Below are 20,430 nucleotides of genomic sequence, written 5' to 3' on the forward strand. Positions count from 1 at the left end.
CCCTTTGTACGTCAGACTATGGTAAAGATGGCCTCATACAACTCAGAATGCAAGGACAATTGGGCCTATCGTAAAGGTGGTGGCCGAACTCGACAGTCACTGGAGGCGGTCTTGTTTTCCGCGTCGGAAATCTGCCTTGGCGAAGGCCCATGCCCGTACTCTGAACTGCAAGGAAGCGGAGATGAATATGAAAACTCTGGGCGAAATCGAAGCAGCGATCTGCGAAGGCATCATCCACTTCGAGCGGGAACATATGGGGCGCGGTCCTCAGTTGATTCGCGCTCACCTGCTGGACGACTTCCTCGTTGTGCGCCTCCAGGGAGTTCTCACCGCAGCCGAGCAGCATCTGGTCAGGACTCTTCCGGCCGAAAAGGGCAGAGATCTGCTCAAGCAAGTCCGCACCCAGTTGGTCGAAACAGCCCGCCCGCTCCTCGAGGCCATGATCGAGGAGATCTCCGGCTCAAAAGTGATCAGCCTCCATCACGATATTAGCACGGCCACGGGTGAAGAGGTGTTGGTGTTTACCTTGTCCTCCTCGCCATTGTTGCGCGCCTCGACTCGGAATAGGTGAGACAATCGAGTCCTCCCCTGAGCACTGCTGGCTTGCCCCGCTCGGCGGGCTCCGATCTGTGGGATCCTGCATTCTTGAATCGCATCGGAAATTCGTTTGCGCCTGGCTGATCGTCGGCGTGTGTAACACACTATGTTCTTGCAGGGAAGACTCGAGCCGTATACCCCTCGAGAGCTTTGGACAGTGTCTCTTTGGGATCCATGCTCTCGAACCTGGAATCCAAGATGACTCTGTCGACCTTGCCATTCGGGTCAGTCTCTTCGACCATCAGGTCCTTACCTGCGAAGATCCGATCGACTCTCTGGGCGATGGCTTCTGCCATCGGCAGGCCTGACAGCTCTTCTTCGATATCGCCGTGCGTGTGCCATGCGTAGCCCACCAGCCCAATCATGGTGTCGTCCGGTGGAGCGTCGCCAATCAACAGCTCTCCGAAATTCGAGGGCAGAATTACAATCAACTGCCCGTTCTCAATTCGGTGAGGATAGCCTCTCTGCTGGATGAAGGGCAGGACTGCGGCTGCGATCTTGTCCATGATTCTCTCCGCGGCGTTCATCCCGTAAGGCAGGGCTGACCGTATTGGGGAGACTCAACCAGGTCAACGCTCACTTAGCCCGACTCTATCATCGGGAAGACAATTGCGTATGAGGCGATCCCGCACTCAAGCAACCGATTCATCTCCTGCAAATCGGAGGCAATCCCTGCTGCCTCTGCATTATGTGCTTGACTTCCGCAAGGCGATCCCGCCCTGTGATCTATGGGCATATTGTTAGATGCTTGATGGATAATGGGCTTTTGGCGCCACTCGAAGAGTAGAAGTCAGGCCTTGCGGGAAGCTGTTCGGTCCGGGACAGCGCGGGAAGTGATTGCTGGTTGATCCGAGGGGTTTGGAAATCGCCACGCACCGCTCGGCGATACCCGGTTCTTCTGCCGGGGCTGGGAGGAATTTCGTTTCGCATCGACCTCCAATTTCGTGTGGCCGTTTCGGTGTCAGTTCACCGACGGACCCCGAGGGATTTTGCATCTTCCGGGTGCCCCATGCGCCATTTGTCGAGGAGGGGAACATCGAAATGAAGCCTTTGAGAAAGAGAGCATTCGCTGCGCTGATTGCGGCGTTCCTGGTTCTTTTGGGGGCGCTGGCTATTGCGAGGGGCGGTGCCGAGTTTGAGATCTCGCGGTACGCCTATGGTGCGGGAGGTGGAATTGCCTCCACCGGTGATGGTTATGAAGTGAGCGGTATGGCGTGTCAGGCCGGCGCAAGCGGCACGTCGTCCGCCGATGGCCTCGATGTGGCGGGCGGCTTTTGGATCCCGGCTTCAGATGGCGGCACGGCGGGTCCTTACGAGATCTGGACGATCCGGTAGCCGCTTTCCCCTCAATTTCGAACCGTGCTTTGGATGTTTCTCAGAAAGGTAAGAGCTTCTCATGTCATCTTCCCCGTTCCGCGCGATGCTTCGATTCAGAATCTCACTGCTGGTCCTCGCGTTTGTTGCAGCGCAGACACTCTGGGCAGCAGACCCTCCTGCGCCGTTTGTTTATCAGGGGCATTTGAAGGAGAAGGGTGTCGCCGCCAACGGCACGTACGATCTGGCCTTTGTCGCGTATGATGCCATCACCGATGGAGCCCGCATCAGCGAATTCTCCTACGCGGACGACACACCGGTCGTTGATGGCGTCTTCTCGGTGCAGATCGATTTTTGCTCCGGTGTGCTCTACGGAGGCGACATGTACGTCGAAATCATGGTGCGTCCCGGCGCGACTGATAACTCGAATCATGATGTGTCGACGTACGTGATTCTGTCGCCGCGCCAGCCATTTCTGCCGAGCCACACGAGCTACGTTGCACGCGATGCGCTGAAACTGGAGGGGCTGAATTCTGCTGCCCTTCGGAATGCCAGCAACATCAATGCGGGGACGCTGAACACGGCGCGATACTCTTCGTATACGGATCTGACCGACGAGGGGAAAGTCGGTTCGGGTGCCGATCAGGTTGCAGCGGGGGAGCACACGCACACGACTCTGGAGATCACCGACCTGGCACCGATCTCGACGACTCCGGCTGCAAACACGATTCCCATGGCAGACGCGACTGGGAAGCTTGCATCGGACTGGCTGCCCTACAGCCCCAGCTCGGGGCCAAGCACGATGGTTCGGATGTATCAGAACAACTCCGGCGGCGCTCTGGTGGCCGGCACTCCCGTGGTTTTTGCCGCGGATTCATTGTGGGAAGCTTCCTTCCAGGCGCCCGTTGTCGGAACGACGGACTTTGGTCCTTCGGATGAATTCGAACTTGTTCCTGTGGATGAATCGCGAGCGCTCTTCTTCTACCGAGACACCGGAGATTCGAATCGCGGCAAGGTGTGTGTCGTGACGGTCGATGGGAGCAGCGTGATCTTCGGCACTCCGGTGACCTTCTCGACAAATGCGGTCGAACAGATTCACGCGGGCGCGGCGGTCTGGAATTCGAGCTACTGTCTCTGCCCAATTGCGTACAAGGACGTTGTCGCATCCGGCGCCCTGTTTACGCTGGCGGTGAGGATGCTTAGTTCCGGCGAGCTTTCGATAGGTCCTGCTTCAATGGTCTCTTCGGAGGATGTCTCCGCTTTCGATCTGGTGAGCCGAAGATTCCCCATCCATTTGATTGCCTTTGCCGATCCTGCGGATTCAGGCAAGGGCAAGCTCGTCTCCTGCACGATCAACATCTCGACGATGACAATTACACAAAACGCGGGAATCGACTTCTGCTCGTCCGCGACCGACTTCGTCGCCCTGGCCGCCGCATCGGCTTCCCAGATGCTCATTCTCTTCAACGATTCAAGCGACGGCGGAAAGGGGCGCTTTGCGTCTCTCGATGTTGTCAGAAATGATATATCAACACTCTCGCTGGGATCAGAGTCCCCTGTTTATGCGCCCGTGGGGCAGGCTGATATGTTTGAGTTTGATTCTGGTCATTTCATCGCCGGCTGGTCTCCTCGGGGCGGCATCTCCGATTACGTCGATCATATTGCCCATCTTGGGGATCGTTTGAACTTCTTCAACTACGGAACCCACGTGGGTCTTGGCGCGTATGCGCCCATTTCGAGTGGGAAGTTCATTCGTGCCTATGCGCGATCGACTTCAGGGATGGAAGTAACCTGCTGCCTGACCGACGGTGCGGACGTCGTTCTCGACGCGCCGATGGTTAATTATTTCGCGACGGTCACCGATAGCGATCTCGATGTCGGCGTGCTGGGTGCAAGCACGGTGTTGCTCGTCCACGCTGTCGCGGGAATGGCGAAATTCACTCTAGGGCAAATTGGGCAACCGATCGGGATTGTCAATACGACTATTCTGAATGGGGCGAGTGGCGAAGTCATTGTGAGTGGAGTCGCCTCCAATCAATCCGGCCTCGTGCCTGGGGCAACCTACTACCTGACGAAGTACGGTGACCTCAGTCGGACGTCAGGGTGGGCGAAACTCGGGCGAGCCATGTCGGCGACGGATCTGCTGCTCGATATTGAGTAGGCTGAAGTCGCTTCCGAGAATCAGTTCTTCCTCAGCGGGCCGGTGTTGGCGAATGATGCCAGCAAAAGCACCAGCCCGCATTCCAATTCACTGGGGCCGTTCTGACTGCGGCCGAATCTTACTTGGCGCGAGGGGAGCCTTGTGGCGTAGTTGCTTCGTTGGTGATTGCAAAGCACCCGCGAAAGAGGAATCGCAGCCATGAGTGAGAAAATCCGATGGGGGATTGTTGGGACGGGGGGGATCGCGCAGGCGTTTGCTGCGGGGCTCTCGGTTCTTGAAGACGCCGAGTTGGTGGGCGTTGCTTCCCGGACGATGGAGTCGGCGAATCGGTTTGGCGAGAAGTTCAATGTTCCGAACCGCCATGTTGGCACGGAGGCGCTGGCTGCAGATCCCGACGTCGATGTCGTCTACATCGGAACACCTCACTCGATGCACAAGAGCGACACGTTGACGTGCCTCAATGGGGGGAAGGCGGTCCTTTGCGAGAAGCCGTTTGCAATGAATGTTGCCGAGGCCGAGGAGATGATCGAGTCGGCGAAGTCGAAGGGCCTCTTTCTGATGGAGGCCATGTGGATGTACTTCTTTCCGATGATGCGACGTGTTCGCGAGATCATTGCGTCCGGCACGATCGGCGAGGTGCTGCAGGTTCAATCGAACTTCTGCTTTCGCGCGGAACGGAATCCGGAGGGTAGGTTGTTCTCGCCTGCGCTCGGCGGGGGAGCGCTGCTAGATCTTGGAATCTACAACGTGGCGTTGGGCCGGATGGTTTTCGATCGCGATCCGGAGAGCATCGTCAGCGCCGCGCACATCGGTCCGACCGGAGTCGACGAGCACTCATCGATCATCATGACGTACGATAACGGCGGGATGGCGACGGGGACTCAATCGATCAGCATCACCGCCGACGCAGGCGCGTCCATCTATGGCACAAAGGGCAGTATCAAGATCCTGCCCGGATTCTGGAACCCAGACAGAATCTTTGTGAACGTGAATGGCCGAAGCGAAGAGGAGCTCGTTTGCGAACGCACCGGAAACGGCTATAACTACGAAGCGGAGGAAGTCATGCAATGCCTCAGCCGCGGCGCCGTTCAGAGCGAAGTGATTTCGTGGGAGCTGACGCTGGCGAACATGCGGATCCTCGATGAATGCCGTCGCCAATGGGGCATGACGTATCCGATGGAAGAGGCGTGAGGCTTTGCGAGGTGCCGCTCGCAGGTTTCACGGCTCTCGCGAGTAGGTGATGTTCCGAACGGCGAAGGTGCCGTGGGAGTTTTCTTTTTCGCCCATGAAGGCGATTGCGCTGGTGATGTCTTTCAGGTTCGCGCCGTCGTTTAATTCAGCGATTGGCAGCGTGTAGGCCTTCCACTCGTTTGTGAGTGCATACTCTCCCTCCGGTTGGAAGCGCACGAAGTTGTTTACCTGCGTTCCGGCTCCGTAGTTGCCCGTTTGGAATCCGAGGTTGAAACTCAGGCCGGGATTGCCCTTGATTTCAAAATGCAGGGCGCCGTCGGCAAAGGCCGAAAGATCCTCGCCCGCGCCGCCGCTGAGTTCGAGCGCGCATCCCCACCAGTCGCCGGACCCGGGTGTGACTTCGATTGTGTGTTCCTCAGTCTTCTTGATCTCGCAAGTTCCTTCCCACGCATTGATGCGCAGCCTCGCGCTCGGATACGTCGAGCCCGTTGCCGGATCGGCAGTCAGACTTTGATGATAGACGATGTACTGGGATTCGGTGACGGGTTCGCCGGGCTGGCGGTTATTGTTCACTGAACCGATCACGGGAACATCTGAATCGTCGGGAGACGGCGGCGCGAGAACCTGCTTGAGGAGAATCTCTTCGGAACCGCCGTGGGTTTTCGTGATCGGGTGACCGCCGCGCGTCAGTCCGGCGAAGGCTCCCTCGTCGACAAGGTGCCAAAGGGCGTACTTGGCTTGTCCGCGAAGGTTGATCAGACCGAAGTGGTTCTCCGAACCGGCCGCGTTGCCGGCATCCTTCCACTGCTCGTCGAAGAACTCGAAGTAGAAGCAGGAAATGCCCTCTGCGTTTGTCCACTCGCGAAGGTGATCGTAGTAGAGTTTCTGCTTATACTCGTCCGCGGCGTGAGAGCCTTTCGGTCCGTAGAGGTGGGCATCGGTTGTGCCCCAGCCGGTTTCGCCGATGTGGATGGGTTTCCCCGGCGCGATGCTGTGAACATACGCGGCGGTGGCGGCGTACTGTGACTTCGCGTAGTCAATCGCTCGGGCCATCGCGGCATCGACTTGTTCGATCGCGGGCAGAGACTTCTCATCCTCCGGCGTCATCCAGAAGTCCGAGTTATAGTGCGTATCGTGGAAGGGGTACGTGTGCATCGAGACGTAGTCGACGGCCTTGATGAGGGCGACGAGATCGGGCTTGTGGTATTCGTCTCCGTCCCCGCCCCAGGATGCGAAGTTGTCGGAACTAGTGATCCAGATGTCCGCGGGGATCTCGCCCTTCTTCTTCAGATCCTGGAGGTAGTTCACCCACTTCAGCACGATGCCGGGTTCCACGAAGTACGAGGATGCCCAGTGTACCATCGATTCGTTACCGACGGCGATGACTTTGACGATGTCCGGATAGCGATTGGCGAGATCGACCGCCGCATCGATTTCCTCGCGATTGCCCTCCTCGTTGCCGACTGTGTGATCGATACCATCCAGCCAGGCGTCTTTGCATTCAATCCAGGCTCCGAGCATTACGTACATCTCAAGTTTCGGATCGGCCTGTTTGAGTTGGTGAATGGCCTCCAACAGGTTCGCGGACTGGCCGTAGTGCTGCGTATTGTAGGTTCGGACGATCCGAATCCCCGCCGCGTGCATGATCTTCACGTCTTCCTTCAGTTCCTCGACGGTCGGCACCTGGTCGCGCGTCTTGTGACGGTATCCACCAAAGGAAGCGGCCAGATACTGGGGATTCCCGAGGATTTGCTCGGGCGAGGGACTGGTTGCAGGCGCGCTCGGCTCGGCTGGGAGCTGCCCCGAGAACAGCCCGGCAAGGATTGTCGTGAGGATCGCGGCAAGAAGCTTCTTCATTGGAACCATCCAGAAAACGCAAGGGCGCGTGTGGAGTCTTTGCCCGATGGAAGGGGCAAGTGGCGGGTAGGATAGGAGGCGCGGCCGGGTAGCGCAAGGACAAAAGTTATCGATAACGTTTGGTGGGGTGGCGGCGGTGAGTCTCTGGACAGGCGACAGGTGGGTACCACGGCCCGCGGATTTTGCCTTCCCGGACATGCATGTGGGGGAGTGATCGGGTAAGAACTGGCAACCATCCGTGATTCGGGCGAATTAAGCCACACCTGATCAAGTCTCGTCTTGTCCCGAAGACACTCAGGGGCGACCATATGGCGCGGCCGGCAAAAGGGCCTGGAAGAGGGAACGGAAGAGCCTGTCGGCAAATTGGAGCTGATGTCCAATGGGTAGATTGTTCTGTCCGCGAATTGCGAAGTCCATCTGGCTGGCGACGGCCATGATCAGCATTCTTTTGTCATGTGAGACGGGCTGGGCGAGCGAGGTGCTTGGCCAAACCACTTTGGGGACCAATGTCTATCCGCAAATCGGATACGAACGTCTGGGCCATACGGGAATGTACTATTTGAATTGCCCGACGGGGTCCGCCATGGACGAGGCCAATGATGCAGTTTATGTGGTCAGCAGTCTCGGTCAAATCTATCAGATCTGTCTGGGTGCGGGGGACGAGGATCCTGTCACCTCGTCGATCCTGACGCTCAGGCCTGATGAACGCATGCTTCGCGGCGGGGCAGTCGATTCGACTCGCGGTTATGGTTACTTCACGGCGAATACTGACTTTGGGAAGATCATCAAATTCGATTTGGGTACCCCGACGACGGTACCATCAAGAATTGGTTCTGTGCAACTTCCCTCCGACTTCGGCGGGGTGTATGATGTCGTCATCGATAGGGCGAACAACTACGGCTACTTCGTTACCAATAGCGCTCCCTGCAGGATACTCAAGTTCGATTTGGGCGAAGGCCCGGAACTGCCAGTCCTGGTAGGATCGATCACGCTGTTGAGCGGTGAGGACAGTGTCGATACGATTCAATTCGATCCGGTTCGGAACCATCTGTACTTGGCCGAATACGGAATGCATCGCATCATCAAGCTCGACGCCGGAACGGGCGACGCTGCGCCGAGTCGTCTGGGATATGTCTCGGTGGGGCACGACTACTTCACGAATTCTTTCCGGGATGATGCCAATGGCTTTGTATACTTCATCGGCAGTGATGGGAAGGCCTATACAGTTACAATGGATGAGAGCGATAACCCGACATGCAATTACGTGGAAGATTTATCGGACGACTTTGTTCGCGTGGTATGCTACGACAGGCTGAATAACCAGGTCTTTACACTGGATGCCTCCTCAAGTTCTGTGCTGAGAAAATTCCAACTGATGCCGGACGGACGTTCGGCCACGTTGATTGGCACGGATGCGCTGTTGTCGGATGATGAGACGCCTGTGGTCGCTGCATTCAACAGCAACACCGGTCGCGGGTTTTTTTTGTCCTACGAAACATATCCCGAAACCCCAAATCGAATGATCAAGTTTGCGGCGGACAGTCCGGCAGATCCACCCACACGAATCGGCCACATGGACCTGACTCCCCCAGAATCGTTTACGCTCAGCGGCGCATTCGATATGGAGGCCGGATACGGGTATATGTCCACGAACGAATCAAAGGTGCCAGGCAAGGTCGTGAAGGTGCGTTTGAACACTGGCGTGGACGATCTGCCGGTTCGCATCGGTTCGCTAACCACCCGGGGAGATGCCACTTCCGACATTGCTATCGATACGAGCCGCGGCATTGGTTGGGTGGGAGTTTCGGGAGAAGTGTGGCCACCATCCTTTCCGTCTTCGCTGGTGAAATTCGATCCCGGTACGGGAGATGCGCCGCCATCCCCAATTGCCTCCTACGATCTACCATCGGTCGGTCCCTACATGAGTACGGTTCTTTATGAATTCTCGAACAATATTGCGTACGTTGTCAGGGGCGGTGGGATCTGGAAGATCAATTTGGACACGGGAGCGCAAGTCGGAGAGGTCTTTGGCACAAGTTCCGGCTCCCTGGACCATTGTGCGCTCGATCCCGTTAACAATATCGGTTACTTCCTGGGGAAGCCCTTTCATCTGGAACTCGTGAAGGTGGATCTTGGCGGTCCCACGGAGACACCGACGGAGATTGGTAAGGTAACTGTCACGGTGCCGATCACCGAGTATACCGGTTACTATTCCGGCCACTCGATCGGCTTGGACCTGGCCGAAGGCTATGCAATTCTTGGTCTCGCGTTGGCTAACGACTTCCAACTGGCGAAAGTTGAACTGCGTGGACCAAATGATGCACCCATCCTGCTTGAGACCCTCAATCTGGGACCCGCCGAGTTCAGCGTCCTCAGCATGCATCTTGATCCCATCACCGATGAGGCCCTGCTTATGACGAATCAGGGACTCGTGAAGGTAGAAACGGGTGGCCTGAGCGGATCGATGTCGCGCGCGGCAGTTGATTACCTCGATTCCTCGGATCTCAGTCCGCAGACGATGGGGGTGGACGATTCGGGGTATCTATATCTCCTCGGCGGCGCTCTGCCATCGCTTGTGGTTAAGATGAAACCAGGCAGTTTCCAGGCAAGTGGGAGAGCCTGGTTCCAGAGATTGGACCCGGTGGTTCCTAATATGAATCCGACCGAGTTTCGCTTCTACCCCCATATTGCCGACGGTAACATCCGTATGGCACTCTATGATGATCTCAGTTACGAGCAGGCCCTCGTGTGGGAGTCTCCCTCCATTCCCATTACCAGTGCCGGCTCGGAAATGGTCATTCCAGTCAGTTCCGGAACGCCAAGTTCGCTGACGCTGAACGATGGAGATTACTGGTTGGGATTCCAGATTGATTCGCCCCTGGCCGTTCCTTCGCTGACCGAGATCACTACAGTCGAGAAGGTCGCTGATGGGGCTGTCTTCTACATGGACTATGGTCCGTTTCCCAATTGGCTGAAGATGGATCAGGCTGTTCACTACACGCTGTTTCAGTGGACAGCCTCGATGGTTTGTGATTCACCTCCGCTGCTGACAGACCTGGTATGCGAGGATGCCGATGGTGTCAACTCGCCCACGGTTGGTTACACGAACAGCACGACGATTGCGCTGCTTCCGGCTGCAACCGGAGATCCTGTCGCGACTCAGTTGCAGATCAGCGAGGAGTCCAGTTTCACGCCGTACGTGACAGAGATCTATGGATCGCCGGTGCTCTATACATTGAGTAGTCCGACGCAAGGGAAGCACACGATTCGCGCACGCGCTGCCAATTCTGTTGATGTTGGGAATATCCTGCAAACCAGTATCGTTCTCGACTCGATCGTTCCCACCGCTGTCATTTCATCTACTTCAGTGTCGAATGGGGGATTGGCCGAAGAAGGTTCTCAGGCCTTCCAGGTGACGTTCACGGAGAGCAACTCGATGACGACTTTTTTCCCGACGAATCCCGCGCACCTGTCGGTCAGCAACGCGACGATCAGTAATCCCATTCAAAACGACAAGACATGGGATTTCACGGTCACGCCCACGGGTTCGGGATCGGTGACGCTGCAAGTGCGGGCCGGTGCTGTGATCGATGCGGCCGGCAATGCTTCGACGGCCAGTTCAGTCTTCTCGTACTCGGTCAATCCTGCATTCTGGGTAGTGCATTGAATCGGAGTGGCCGATGGCGTCCGCTTTGACAAGGATGATATCATGACTAAGAAATACGCCGAACTTTCGGTATGCTCTGATGCCGATGATTCCGATCCTGAGTATGTTACCCGCCTACTGGGATTGACGCCAACCCTATCGTGGAAGAAGGGAACCGAATATCAACGGAAGTGCTACGATGCTGACTCGAAGACATGGGGCACAACGCCGGAAGTGCATAGTAGAACCGTTTGGCGCTACTCCACAGAGTTTAACGTGCCGACGCAGAAAATGGATGACCATATCGAATTCTTGCTCGATGCGCTTACTTTGAGGAGGGCGCAGATTGAAGCGCTCCTCAATGAGAAGGAGCGATATTGGGTGAGTGTCGGGCTGTGGCGGGAGAATCGATGCGGACATGATAGCGTTGCGCTCAGTCGGGAATGGCTGCGAGAGTTTGCGGGTCTATGCCACGACCTTTGGGTCACATACATTCACCTCGAAGACGAAGAGGGCGGGGAGGAGTGAGCGGGCGACGTTGCCCTTTCCAATATGACGACTGGGCACCCGTAGGTGTTCGGATTTGTGCGAGAGAATGGGAGGAGATGATGGGGACTGTTCGTCGTTCTGCAGTTCTCTGTGTGTTGATGGGCATGCCTTGGCTTGTGGGATGTATGCCGGTTCAAATCCTGGGTGCAAGGGCTTCAGAGGAGTATGGTCCCGTGGCTGAGTTCAAGATAGCGCACAGCAGATGGCTATCTGACGAGGGCATTAATCGGCACGTGGTCTACTTGCGCGGTGGTCGGCTCTATTTGGGCCCCGATCTCGTGAAAGAATTCTGGCTCTCGGAACCCCTCGAGGTGAAGATGGGGGATGGCATCAGAATCCCACTGCTTGTGGACAAGCCGCCGATCGTCTGGGAAGAAAGCAACGGGGGGATCTCGGCGGATGATTGCGATTGTCGGTTTATCATCTCCATTTCGAAATTCGCTGATTCCGAGATCAAGTGGCAGGGAACAACTCGATTCTGTATGGGTGACCTTGCCAACTAGTTCGGGGGGCACGAAGCGTGGCTTCGTGCAAACAAGGCGGCAGCATGGCTGCCGCACTCCAAGTGGCTTGCTGCTTCATTGTATTTGCTCTTGCCATGGGGGCCACGGGAGAGGTTTTTTAAGCCAGTGGAATTCCGGTGGGGGATTCCGCGAGATGGAGATTTCGAGGAGGGAAGAGGTGACTTTCTCACTTCACTCGGTATTGGCGAGTTTCATTCTGGTCTTCCTTCTATTTGTTCCGGTGAGAGGCAGTGCTTTCGGGCCGCTTGTCGCTTATGATGCGGATGCAATTTCAAGCATGTCTCTGACATCGGACCAAGTGGACCTTTTTACCCGCTTCACGCTCTATGTCGCAAATCCTGCTTCATGCGAGATTCTGAGTAAAGATCAGCGAGTTGCGAATGCGAAGGCGTTTGATGCGTGCCTTGATCTTCTGGCTGCGTCGGCAACAAATGAGCAGTTGAGTATCGCTGCTTCCCTGGAGACGAAGAGTTGGATGGCAAAGGTGCTCTTGATGGCAAGCGATCGCGCAGTCCGCAAGGATCATTATGACCAAGTGATACACTATTTCGAACTCGACTATGGTACAGGATCCGATCGAGAGTATCCATCGTCATATCTATACGATCTTCCGAGAACAGAGGAATGGCGATTACCGTCTGAGTATGGCCTTCTGCGTCCCTGGGATTATGGTGAAACGCGCAGGAAAGCACATGACTATTATAGGGTAAGGCGCGACGACATTGAAGCTCATGTCTGGACTGAGGATTGGGATCCTCGTGCGCTGCAGACTTTGACGCTGTACTTCTTTGCATTATCCCAACAACTCGACGAGTGGATGGCGGATGGGCGGTGTCGTGATCATCTTCGGGCCAATCGCAAGGCAACATTCCTTCTCATATCAGAGTTTGCGACTCAGGAAGGCCTGAATGTTCAGGCGGCCTTCTCCACATGGAGCCTTCATCCCGAGGAGACTGGCATAGATGTCGAGTGCTCATCATTGTTCGGGACATTGGATACGGATCGAACTGAATGGGACATGCTCTATGAACAGGGACGTTCGATCGTCCGAAGTGAGTATCAACTCGGATTCACCGACATGAAGATGATTTACATCCAGGCGAAGTGGAACAGGGACCGCTACGAGTAAACGCCCTCAATGAGACCAAAGCCCTCTGGGGTGGATCCAGTGGTTTGAGTGATTTTGTGCAGCGACTGCGACGCGGGGTGCGCGAAGCCTGGCTTCGCGCAAACAAGGCGGCAGCATGGCTGCCGCACTCCAAGATAATCCCTTCTCTACTCGTGTGCATCATTGCTGGGGCTGTGAGAGCAATTGGTGCACTTCCTGCCGGGAATGGCTATTGCTGCGCAGCCTATACTTAACTGCTGGCTGAGTGCGTTCGGACATGGACGGCGTCGATTGCGGAGGCTTTAGTTGGTCTCTCGCGAAAACGCTTGCCATAATGTTCTGCTCAGCGTCAGTCTCCGTTGAATGAGAAATGCCCTATAAGGTACTTCGCTAAGGAGTCGTCTCCTATCATGATCGACCTCCGCAACGCGGTGGCTTCGGCGCCGTATGCTGTCCCGCGTTCCCTCTGCGCACTGATTCTGTCGGCCGGGATATTGATTCCGGGGAGTTTATCCGCTCAGGCTCCAGACGTTTCGTTGGATGACTCACTGGCTGTCGATGTTGATCATGACGGCCGCGTCGATGCCGGCGATACGATTGAGTATCAGCTTGAAGTGAATAACTCGACCGCGACGGATGGGGACGGAGTCCACATCGAGGTGCCGCTGGATCCGAATCTGGCGCTCGATCCCGGCTCGTTGGCGTCGACTCCGCTGGCCAGGAAGGATTTTGTGGGGACGGACGAAGACACGCCGATCGGTCCGGGGGGCAATCTGCTTGCGAATGACTTCGATCTGCCCTCTTCTGTCAGCCTGCAAGTCGTTCCGGCTTCGGGCTCGAGCACCGCTGGGGGGCTTTACGAGGTCTTTGCGGACGGGACGTTCTCGTATTCTCCGAACAACATGTTCGAGTCCCTGGGGGACGGAGACTCCGGGTCGGATGAATTTCCATACAGCATTGTAGACACGGACGTGCAGGGCGATTCGAGCATCGTGTCTGTGACGATTTCCGGCGTGAACGATGCGCCGACAGCTATTGACGATCTGTATACCGTGGCCGAGGGAGGGACACTGGCGATTGGCGTTGGAAGCAGTATCCTTCTGAACGACTCGGACCTTGAGTCTGATCCGCTGACTGCGCAATTGAATGCCGGGCCGACTCGTGCGACCAGTTTCACGCTGGCTCTCGATGGGTCCTTCTACTACGAGCACGATGGTTCTGAAACTTCTAAAGGAAGCTTCAGCTATTTCGCGAACGATGGGACCGTAAACAGTCCCTCTGAGGGCACTGTCACTATCCAGATCACGCCGGTGAATGATTCACCGGTGATCACCGGGCAGACGACCACTCCGATCGAGTTCGACGAAGATACCGATTACCAGGTGAAGTTCGCCGATCTGATGGTAACCGATCCCGACAGCGCCTACCCGACCGTTTTCACCGATCTGACAATCGGCCCCGGTTCCAATTACACGGTGACGGGCGCGAACAATGATACCATCCATCCGGATGCGAATTACTTCGGGTCTTTGACCGTGCCTGTCACGGTCAGCGATGACGGTCCGGCGGTCAGCAATTCGTACAACCTTTCTGTGAATGTGCTCTCCGTGAACGATCCGCCGACGGCGACGGCCAAGAGCATTTCTGCTTTCGGCAATACGGAGCATGTCAGCGGACCTTCCCGGAGCACGGTGAAGGTCGGCAATGCCGCGACGACTGGGTCGCTGACGTTGTTGGCGGGCTCCGGCGATGGCGGCGACGGTCCGGGGCCGATGAGCGCGGTTCCCCGGACGAACGCCGCCACGACGGCCGGCGGTTCCGTGACGATTCTGGCGGATGGCAGTTTCTCTTACAGTCCGCCAGCGGGCGCGACGGGTGCTGCTGCGGATTCGTTTACCTATCAGGTGACGGATGACGGCGGGACGACGATGAGTTCAGCCGCCACGGTGACTGTCGACCTTTCGCAGATGGTGTGGTATGTGGATTCCGCGGCTGGAGCGGGCGGCACCGGGACATCGACGGATCCTTTCCAGGATCTTCCGTCTGCCGAGGCGGCCAGTTCTGCGGGAGAGACGATCTCGCTGGCGGGCGGTGGCGCGGCTTATGCCGATGGCATCGCTCTGAAGAGCAACCAGCGACTAATCGGCGGAGCTGCGGACCTGGTTGTCGGCGGCGTTGAATTGCTCGCCGGCGGAACACGCCCCGTGATTACGTTCCCGTCCGGGCCGATTGTCATCACGTTGGCGGCAGGTACCGACGTCCGTGGGCTTGGGCTGCAGGACTGCGATGGAAACGGTCTCTTTGCCGACAGCATCGGAGGCGGTGCAAGCATCGCCGATGTGTCGATTGTAAACCAGGTTGCGAACGCCGTTCACCTGGCGAATAACCCGGGACAGAATTTCACTCTGCAGCAATTCGAAGTCGCGGGAGTTGCCGGCGCGGGCTTGTTCCTGTCCGATACGGGCACTGTTTCCGTGACTGGTCCCGATAACTCGATCCAGGCCTCCGGCGGCCAGGCGGTCGTTGCTGTGGATACGGCACTCGCCATGACGTTCGATTCTCTTGAAACAGCAAACGGGATTGGTACCGGGATTTTGCTGCACAACGTTACGGGCCAGTTCGATGTCGTGAACGGAATCGCCATCACCGATTCGACGGCCCGGGGCGTGGATATCAATGGCGCGAGTACCTTCTCCTCTACAATCGGATCGTTTACCTGCAACCAGACGGGTGGCGCGTCCGACATGATTGTGCTCAACAATCTTTCCGGTTCCTTCCAGGTGACTGGTTCCACCACCATGACGGATCGCACAGAACGCGGCATCCAGATTACGAACTGCCCATCGGGCACGATCACTTTCGCAGACGTCACGATGCCAGGCGTGTCCTCCGGAGGTGGTGGCATTCTCATCACTAATACGGCGGCCAATGTATCCTTTGGCCCCACGACAATTCCTTACACGACCAGCACGGCTCTGGATCTGAACAATGCCACCGGAACGGTCTCTCTTGCCAGTTTCTCGGCGGGATCAACCAGTGTTGGGGGCCGTGGAATTTCCGCAACCGGCACTCTTGGTAATCTGATTGTCTCGGGCGGCCTGATTCAGAATGCATCCGCCGACTCTGTCGGATTTGAAAACGGAAGCGGCAATGCGACCATTAATTGCGATCTTATCCAGACCGGCATTCAATCTTCTGTCGAAGTTTCAAACTGGACCAGTGGGACGCTCGACTTCGGAGGTGCCATCTCGGACAGTGGAGCGGGGATCTTGCTCAGCAGTCTCTCGAGTGCGAACGTGAACTTCACGGGTAATCTCTCTCTTGCCGTCACAGGAAGCTCCACCGGCTTCTTTGCCCAGTCCGGCGGGATTGTCTCGGTATCGGGTGCGAACAATACGGTTTCGAGCGCGAGTGGGACTGCCGTCACGCTCGATGGTGTCAATATCGGCCTTGGCGGCTTCACGTTCCATGGTGTGACGACCACAAACGCCACGGGCATCAAGCTCACGAACTCCCTGGGGGCGAAGTCCTTCTCCAACTTGAATATCCAAACCACGACGGGGCCTGGAATCGATGTGAGCAACGGCGGCGAGGTGACTGTCACCGGCACTTCCAACCGAATTGCCGCGACGGGTCAGCCTGCAGTTTCGATTGCGAATTCGACGATTGGTACGTCAGGAATTACGCTTCTCAGCGCCCAATCGACGAATTCTTCCACCAATGGAATCTCTTTGAATGCGACCTCTGGCGGCACCTTCACCGTTACAGGCGATGGCAGCCAGACGCAGAACGGTTCCGGCGGGGGAGTGACGTCTTCTGTTTCCGATGGCATTCTCCTTTCGAGTGTCGGGAACACCGTTATTCTGTCTTCTATGAATCTCCAGAACTGTGGGGGCGATGCCATCAAGAGCACCACTTCCAGTTCCTTCGAGTTGCGCGGCGTCAGTGTCACCAACCCGGTCGGCCATGGGTGGGAAGCGACGGATCAGTACGGCAATTCCGTCGTTTCAAACTCTCTGTTCACGGGACTCAACACGGCATCGACCTCTGCGATTCGGTTGAGGAACACGAACATCAACGGAAATCTGACTCTGAACAGTTCTTCCTTCACCAATCAGGGTGCAGGCAATTCGGCGACATACGTGACCGTTCAGTCATTCGGGTCCTCAAGCATCATTTTCGGTGTTGAGAACAACTGCCAGTTCACTGGTTTGCGTGGAGACGCCATCTTGAGTGCTGCGGGCGAGGCACCCGGCTCGACAGGCACGGTCACCACCAGCATTCAGGATTCGGATTTCCTGAGTGCGGCTGCGAACGGTTCGGGGGGTGTTGCCGTAACGGTGGCCCAACCGGGCGCGACGCAGAACTTCACGATCTCGGGGAATACTTTTCAGGATCTTGCGACTGCGCTCGCAGCCCCCGCGGGGATCATCACGGCCAATTGCGCGGGCGGTGGTGGCGCTTTGTCAGGGACGATCTCTGGCAACACGATTGACCTGAACAGCGGAACCAGGCGTGGAATTCAAGTTGTTGGCCAGACAACCAACACAGTCAGTCCTGTGGGGACGGTGAGCGTTACAATCGATAACAACGACATCGATCGTATCCCGGGGAATTTCGCCATTCTGATCGACTTGGACGATGGCGTTGGCCCCTCCATGTCGGGACCGGGGCCAAGGATTTCCAACAACCGGATCGGCCAGAAGGTCGGCTCCGAGGGACAGGTTGGCGATATATTTGATGGAGCGGTCCTTGTGCGTCTTCGCGGAGTGCCTTCTCTTAGTGCAACCGCGACGATCGAGAATAACAACATCCGGGCAACGACCAACGGCGGCGGACGCATTCTCTATATAGACGTTCGGGATTCTCGCTCTGCCGCTGTGGATGTACTCGGCAACACGATTCGCAATGACGACCCGATCGCTTTCGATCCTGAGTTCTATGCCGTGTCTCGAGCGGGTACTCCTTCCCTTTGTTTGAACCTGGACAACAATACCGCGACGGATAGCTCGGGAACTCCGGGAACCGGTGAGCTTGAACTTGTGGAGAGCGCAGGAACCTTCACCGCTGAGGACCTGGCGAACATTGCAGCTAACAACACTGGGACGGTTACTGTGGGCGGTGGCATCGTCGATTCCGGAGGAAGCTGCATTCCGTAATGCAGTCGTTGGGCAACAACACGAAACTCTGAGAGAGTGAATACTATGTCGGAACCATTTCTCGCTGAAATCAAATTGGTCGGCTTCAACTTCCCCCCCCGCGGTTGGGCGACGTGCGATGGTCAGATTCTGCCCATCAATCAGAACCAGTCTCTCTACTCGCTGCTAGGGACGACATACGGAGGCGACGGGCGCACGTCGTTTGGCCTCCCAGATCTGCGGGGCAGGACTCCGGTCCATGTTGGGAACGGGCATAATCTGGGAAGCAAGAGTGGTGAGGAGACACACACGCTCTCTGCCAGCGAAATGCCGCAGCATAGCCACGCGCTGAATGCGGTTTCCGAACAGGGGACGCAGACTGCAGCTCTGAATAACAACCTCGCCGAGAGCAGCCTCCCGATCTATGGGACCATGTCGAATTCAGCTTCCATGGGTAGCGGAACCGTTGCGAACGCCGGGGGAGGCCAAGCGCACAACAACATGCAGCCTTATCTGGCGTTGAATTTTTGTATCGCCTTGCAGGGGCTCTTCCCATCTCGGAACTGAGGCGCTGACAATGAAAAGCAGGAAAGGAACGAACAATGAGTGAACCTTTCATCGGCGAAATCCGTATGTTTGCCGGGAACTTCGCGCCGCGAAGTTGGGCCTTCTGTGACGGCCAATTGCTGGCTGTTTCGCAGAACGACGCGCTCTTCAGCTTGTTTGGGACGATCTATGGCGGCGACGGAAGGACGACGTTTGGACTTCCCGACCTGCGCGGGCGCGTTCCGATACATGCCGGGACAGGCCCCGGTTTATCGCCTCGGAATATTGGGAGCAAAGGTGGCCAGGAGAAGGTCACCCTGACGGTGAATCAGCTTCCTTCGCATGGCCATTCGCTGCAGGCAACCAGTGAAGCATCAACCCAGCGCCAACCGGCGGGCCAGGCAGTGGCCAGTGCGACAGGACAGGTTTACAACGAGCTGTTGGATCCGCACACCATGAACAGCGCCTCCATTGCAAATGCTGGCGGCAGCCAGACTCATACGAACCTGATGCCGTGCCTTTGTGTGAACTTCATCGTTGCCCTCGCTGGTATTTACCCAAGCCGCACCTAAAGTTTCCACGGAGCAAAACTTATGACTGAACCATTCATTGCAGAAATCCGGATCTTTGCCGGGAACTTCGCACCCCGCAGTTGGGCATTCTGCGACGGCCAATTGCTGCCAATCTCTCAGAATACTGCGCTCTTTTCTCTGGTGGGAACGACCTATGGCGGAGACGGTCGCACAACGGTTGGACTACCGGATCTTCAAGGTCGCGCTCCCATGCATCCCGGGCGAGGCCCCGGGCTGACCGAGCGGCGATTGGGAGAGAAGACCGGCGTTGAGACCGTGACTTTGAGCGATGCGCAGATGCCCTCACACAATCACAGTCTGGTGGGCACACGCGAGCTTGGAGAAGATCTGAATCCGGCGGGCAATTACTTCGCCCGTGGCACCGCGATGTATGAGGCGACCGGCACGACGGTGGACATGAATGCCCAGAGCCTGCCGTCCAACGGGGGCAGCCAGGCGCACAACAATCTGCAGCCCTATCTTGCAATCAATTTCATCATTGCGCTCCAGGGTCTTTATCCTTCGCGCGGCTGACGATTCACAAGGAAGGAAGTACAAACATGTCAGGTCTTCTTGGCCAGTTTAATCGTCGCCAGTTTCTCACGCTCCTCTCCGCAGGGACTTGTTCCTGTGTACTCGGTGCACCCTCGCTGGATTTCGGTGGTGGCAATTCGGACGATTCGCTGTCCGGCGTCAGTGTCGCCTTCTGGAACGGTGGCTTCGTTCCTTCCCGTCGGTTATTTTCCGGCGACGTCAGCTTGTCCCGTGGAGCGCGGATTGCTTTGCATGCTCTGATTCCAGACGGCAACAGCAAGCTGGAGAAGCTCGACGTGACAGTGTGTTTCGAGCCATTCCACAGCGCGGAGTTTACGGCGATCGCATTCGACAGGGACAATAACTCGCAAGTGCTCGCGACGCGCGACTTCGCCGTGCCGATCGATCCGAAACACGGTCTTCGGCTGCAGCTACGCTGGGTCGATTCGAAGGGTTCCCATGCCGAACTCCTGCGCTTCGTTCCTGGCCGAGAAGTGGGGGCGCTGAAACTGCGCAAGGGCACGACGGCAATCGCCCCGGCGGCCGGCTCCTCGCTGCCCGATCTTCGTTGGGCCGAGTATCAGCAGGGCGATCCCGAGTTGGGAACATCCGATGAGCTGCTCGATGTCGCTTCGCCGGAAGGTAAGTCTTTCAAGCACGCCGCGATTTTGCTGGAGGTGATGGACGGTTGAA

Annotated in this window: 15 protein-coding genes; 13 read left to right on the forward strand and 2 right to left on the reverse strand. The window is 56.9% G+C overall.

All coding sequences use genetic code 11. The features are described from left to right. Nucleotides 1-187 precede the first annotated feature (187 nt). Nucleotides 188-571, forward strand: coding sequence for a DUF2294 domain-containing protein (locus KQI84_07935; GenBank protein ID MCB2154803.1), 384 nt, complete (start codon nt 188-190; stop codon nt 569-571). Nucleotides 572-701: 130 nt separating this feature from the next. On the opposite strand, the gene KQI84_07940 is transcribed toward KQI84_07935, so the two are convergent. Then, nucleotides 702-1,103, reverse strand: a complete 402-nt coding sequence (locus KQI84_07940) for a hypothetical protein (protein MCB2154804.1) — start codon at nt 1,101-1,103, stop codon at nt 702-704. Nucleotides 1,104-1,638: 535 nt separating this feature from the next. On the opposite strand from KQI84_07940, the gene KQI84_07945 reads away from it, so the two are divergent. The 3 genes from KQI84_07945 to KQI84_07955 all read left to right on the forward strand — a co-directional run bounded on the left by KQI84_07945 (nt 1,639) and on the right by KQI84_07955 (nt 5,263). Beyond that, nucleotides 1,639-1,932 (forward strand): hypothetical protein, encoded by a 294-nt coding sequence (locus KQI84_07945; protein ID MCB2154805.1) that lies wholly within the window; start codon nt 1,639-1,641, stop codon nt 1,930-1,932. A 61-nt stretch (nt 1,933-1,993) separates the two neighbouring features. Beyond that, nucleotides 1,994-4,072 (forward strand): hypothetical protein, encoded by a 2,079-nt coding sequence (locus KQI84_07950; GenBank protein MCB2154806.1) that lies wholly within the window; start codon nt 1,994-1,996, stop codon nt 4,070-4,072. 198 nt (nt 4,073-4,270) lie between these two features. Beyond that, complete coding sequence (locus tag KQI84_07955; GenBank protein ID MCB2154807.1) at nt 4,271-5,263, forward strand: Gfo/Idh/MocA family oxidoreductase; 993 nt, start codon at nt 4,271-4,273, stop codon at nt 5,261-5,263. A 27-nt stretch (nt 5,264-5,290) separates the two neighbouring features. On the opposite strand, the gene KQI84_07960 is transcribed toward KQI84_07955, so the two are convergent. Continuing rightward, nucleotides 5,291-7,120, reverse strand: a complete 1,830-nt coding sequence (locus KQI84_07960) for an exo-beta-1,3-glucanase (protein ID MCB2154808.1) — start codon at nt 7,118-7,120, stop codon at nt 5,291-5,293. A gap of 379 nt (nt 7,121-7,499) precedes the next feature. Here KQI84_07960 and KQI84_07965 point away from each other — a divergent pair, with 379 nt between their 5' ends. The 9 genes from KQI84_07965 (at nt 7,500) to KQI84_08005 (ending at nt 20,429) form a co-directional block, all read left to right on the forward strand. Next, nucleotides 7,500-10,787, forward strand: a complete 3,288-nt coding sequence (locus KQI84_07965; GenBank protein MCB2154809.1) for a hypothetical protein — start codon at nt 7,500-7,502, stop codon at nt 10,785-10,787. Nucleotides 10,788-10,829: 42 nt separating this feature from the next. Then, nucleotides 10,830-11,294 carry a DUF4279 domain-containing protein gene (locus KQI84_07970; GenBank protein MCB2154810.1) on the forward strand — a complete coding sequence of 155 codons (465 nt, stop codon included), beginning with the start codon at nt 10,830-10,832 and terminating at the stop codon, nt 11,292-11,294. A 194-nt stretch (nt 11,295-11,488) separates the two neighbouring features. After that, nucleotides 11,489-11,818 carry a hypothetical protein gene (locus KQI84_07975; GenBank protein ID MCB2154811.1) on the forward strand — a complete coding sequence of 110 codons (330 nt, stop codon included), beginning with the start codon at nt 11,489-11,491 and terminating at the stop codon, nt 11,816-11,818. Between the two features lie 178 nt (nt 11,819-11,996). Then, a complete protein-coding gene (locus KQI84_07980) occupies nt 11,997-12,968 on the forward strand; it encodes a hypothetical protein (GenBank protein MCB2154812.1) in 972 nt (323 codons plus the stop codon). 389 nt (nt 12,969-13,357) lie between these two features. Beyond that, nucleotides 13,358-18,106 carry a tandem-95 repeat protein gene (locus KQI84_07985; protein MCB2154813.1) on the forward strand — a complete coding sequence of 1,583 codons (4,749 nt, stop codon included), beginning with the start codon at nt 13,358-13,360 and terminating at the stop codon, nt 18,104-18,106. Nucleotides 18,107-18,151: 45 nt separating this feature from the next. Further along, a complete protein-coding gene (locus KQI84_07990) occupies nt 18,152-18,652 on the forward strand; it encodes a tail fiber protein (protein ID MCB2154814.1) in 501 nt (166 codons plus the stop codon). A 35-nt stretch (nt 18,653-18,687) separates the two neighbouring features. Next, entirely contained in the window at nt 18,688-19,203 is a 516-nt protein-coding gene (locus KQI84_07995; GenBank protein ID MCB2154815.1) for a tail fiber protein, read from the forward strand. A gap of 21 nt (nt 19,204-19,224) precedes the next feature. Next, nucleotides 19,225-19,737, forward strand: a complete 513-nt coding sequence (locus KQI84_08000) for a tail fiber protein (GenBank protein ID MCB2154816.1) — start codon at nt 19,225-19,227, stop codon at nt 19,735-19,737. 26 nt (nt 19,738-19,763) lie between these two features. Beyond that, entirely contained in the window at nt 19,764-20,429 is a 666-nt protein-coding gene (locus KQI84_08005) for a hypothetical protein (protein MCB2154817.1), read from the forward strand. The last annotated feature ends 1 nt before the right edge of the window (nt 20,430 follow it).

The sequence above is a fragment of the bacterium genome (assembly GCA_020444065.1).
Taxonomy (GTDB): Bacteria; Sumerlaeota; Sumerlaeia; order SLMS01; family JAHLLQ01; genus JAHLLQ01.

Bases quoted from the DNA above. Each gene is read 5' to 3' on its own strand.
- KQI84_07965 (MCB2154809.1), top strand. From the start codon at position 7,500: ATGGGTAGATTGTTCTGTCCGCGAATTGCGAAGTCCATCTGGCTGGCG.
- KQI84_07940 (MCB2154804.1), bottom strand. From the start codon at position 1,103: ATGGACAAGATCGCAGCCGCAGTCCTGCCCTTCATCCAGCAGAGAGGC.
- KQI84_07960 (MCB2154808.1), bottom strand. From the start codon at position 7,120: ATGAAGAAGCTTCTTGCCGCGATCCTCACGACAATCCTTGCCGGGCTG.
- KQI84_07990 (MCB2154814.1), top strand. From the start codon at position 18,152: ATGTCGGAACCATTTCTCGCTGAAATCAAATTGGTCGGCTTCAACTTC.
- KQI84_07970 (MCB2154810.1), top strand. From the start codon at position 10,830: ATGACTAAGAAATACGCCGAACTTTCGGTATGCTCTGATGCCGATGAT.
- KQI84_08005 (MCB2154817.1), top strand. From the start codon at position 19,764: ATGTCAGGTCTTCTTGGCCAGTTTAATCGTCGCCAGTTTCTCACGCTC.
- KQI84_07955 (MCB2154807.1), top strand. From the start codon at position 4,271: ATGAGTGAGAAAATCCGATGGGGGATTGTTGGGACGGGGGGGATCGCG.
- KQI84_07935 (MCB2154803.1), top strand. From the start codon at position 188: ATGAAAACTCTGGGCGAAATCGAAGCAGCGATCTGCGAAGGCATCATC.
- KQI84_08000 (MCB2154816.1), top strand. From the start codon at position 19,225: ATGACTGAACCATTCATTGCAGAAATCCGGATCTTTGCCGGGAACTTC.
- KQI84_07950 (MCB2154806.1), top strand. From the start codon at position 1,994: ATGTCATCTTCCCCGTTCCGCGCGATGCTTCGATTCAGAATCTCACTG.
- KQI84_07995 (MCB2154815.1), top strand. From the start codon at position 18,688: ATGAGTGAACCTTTCATCGGCGAAATCCGTATGTTTGCCGGGAACTTC.
- KQI84_07985 (MCB2154813.1), top strand. From the start codon at position 13,358: ATGATCGACCTCCGCAACGCGGTGGCTTCGGCGCCGTATGCTGTCCCG.
- KQI84_07945 (MCB2154805.1), top strand. From the start codon at position 1,639: ATGAAGCCTTTGAGAAAGAGAGCATTCGCTGCGCTGATTGCGGCGTTC.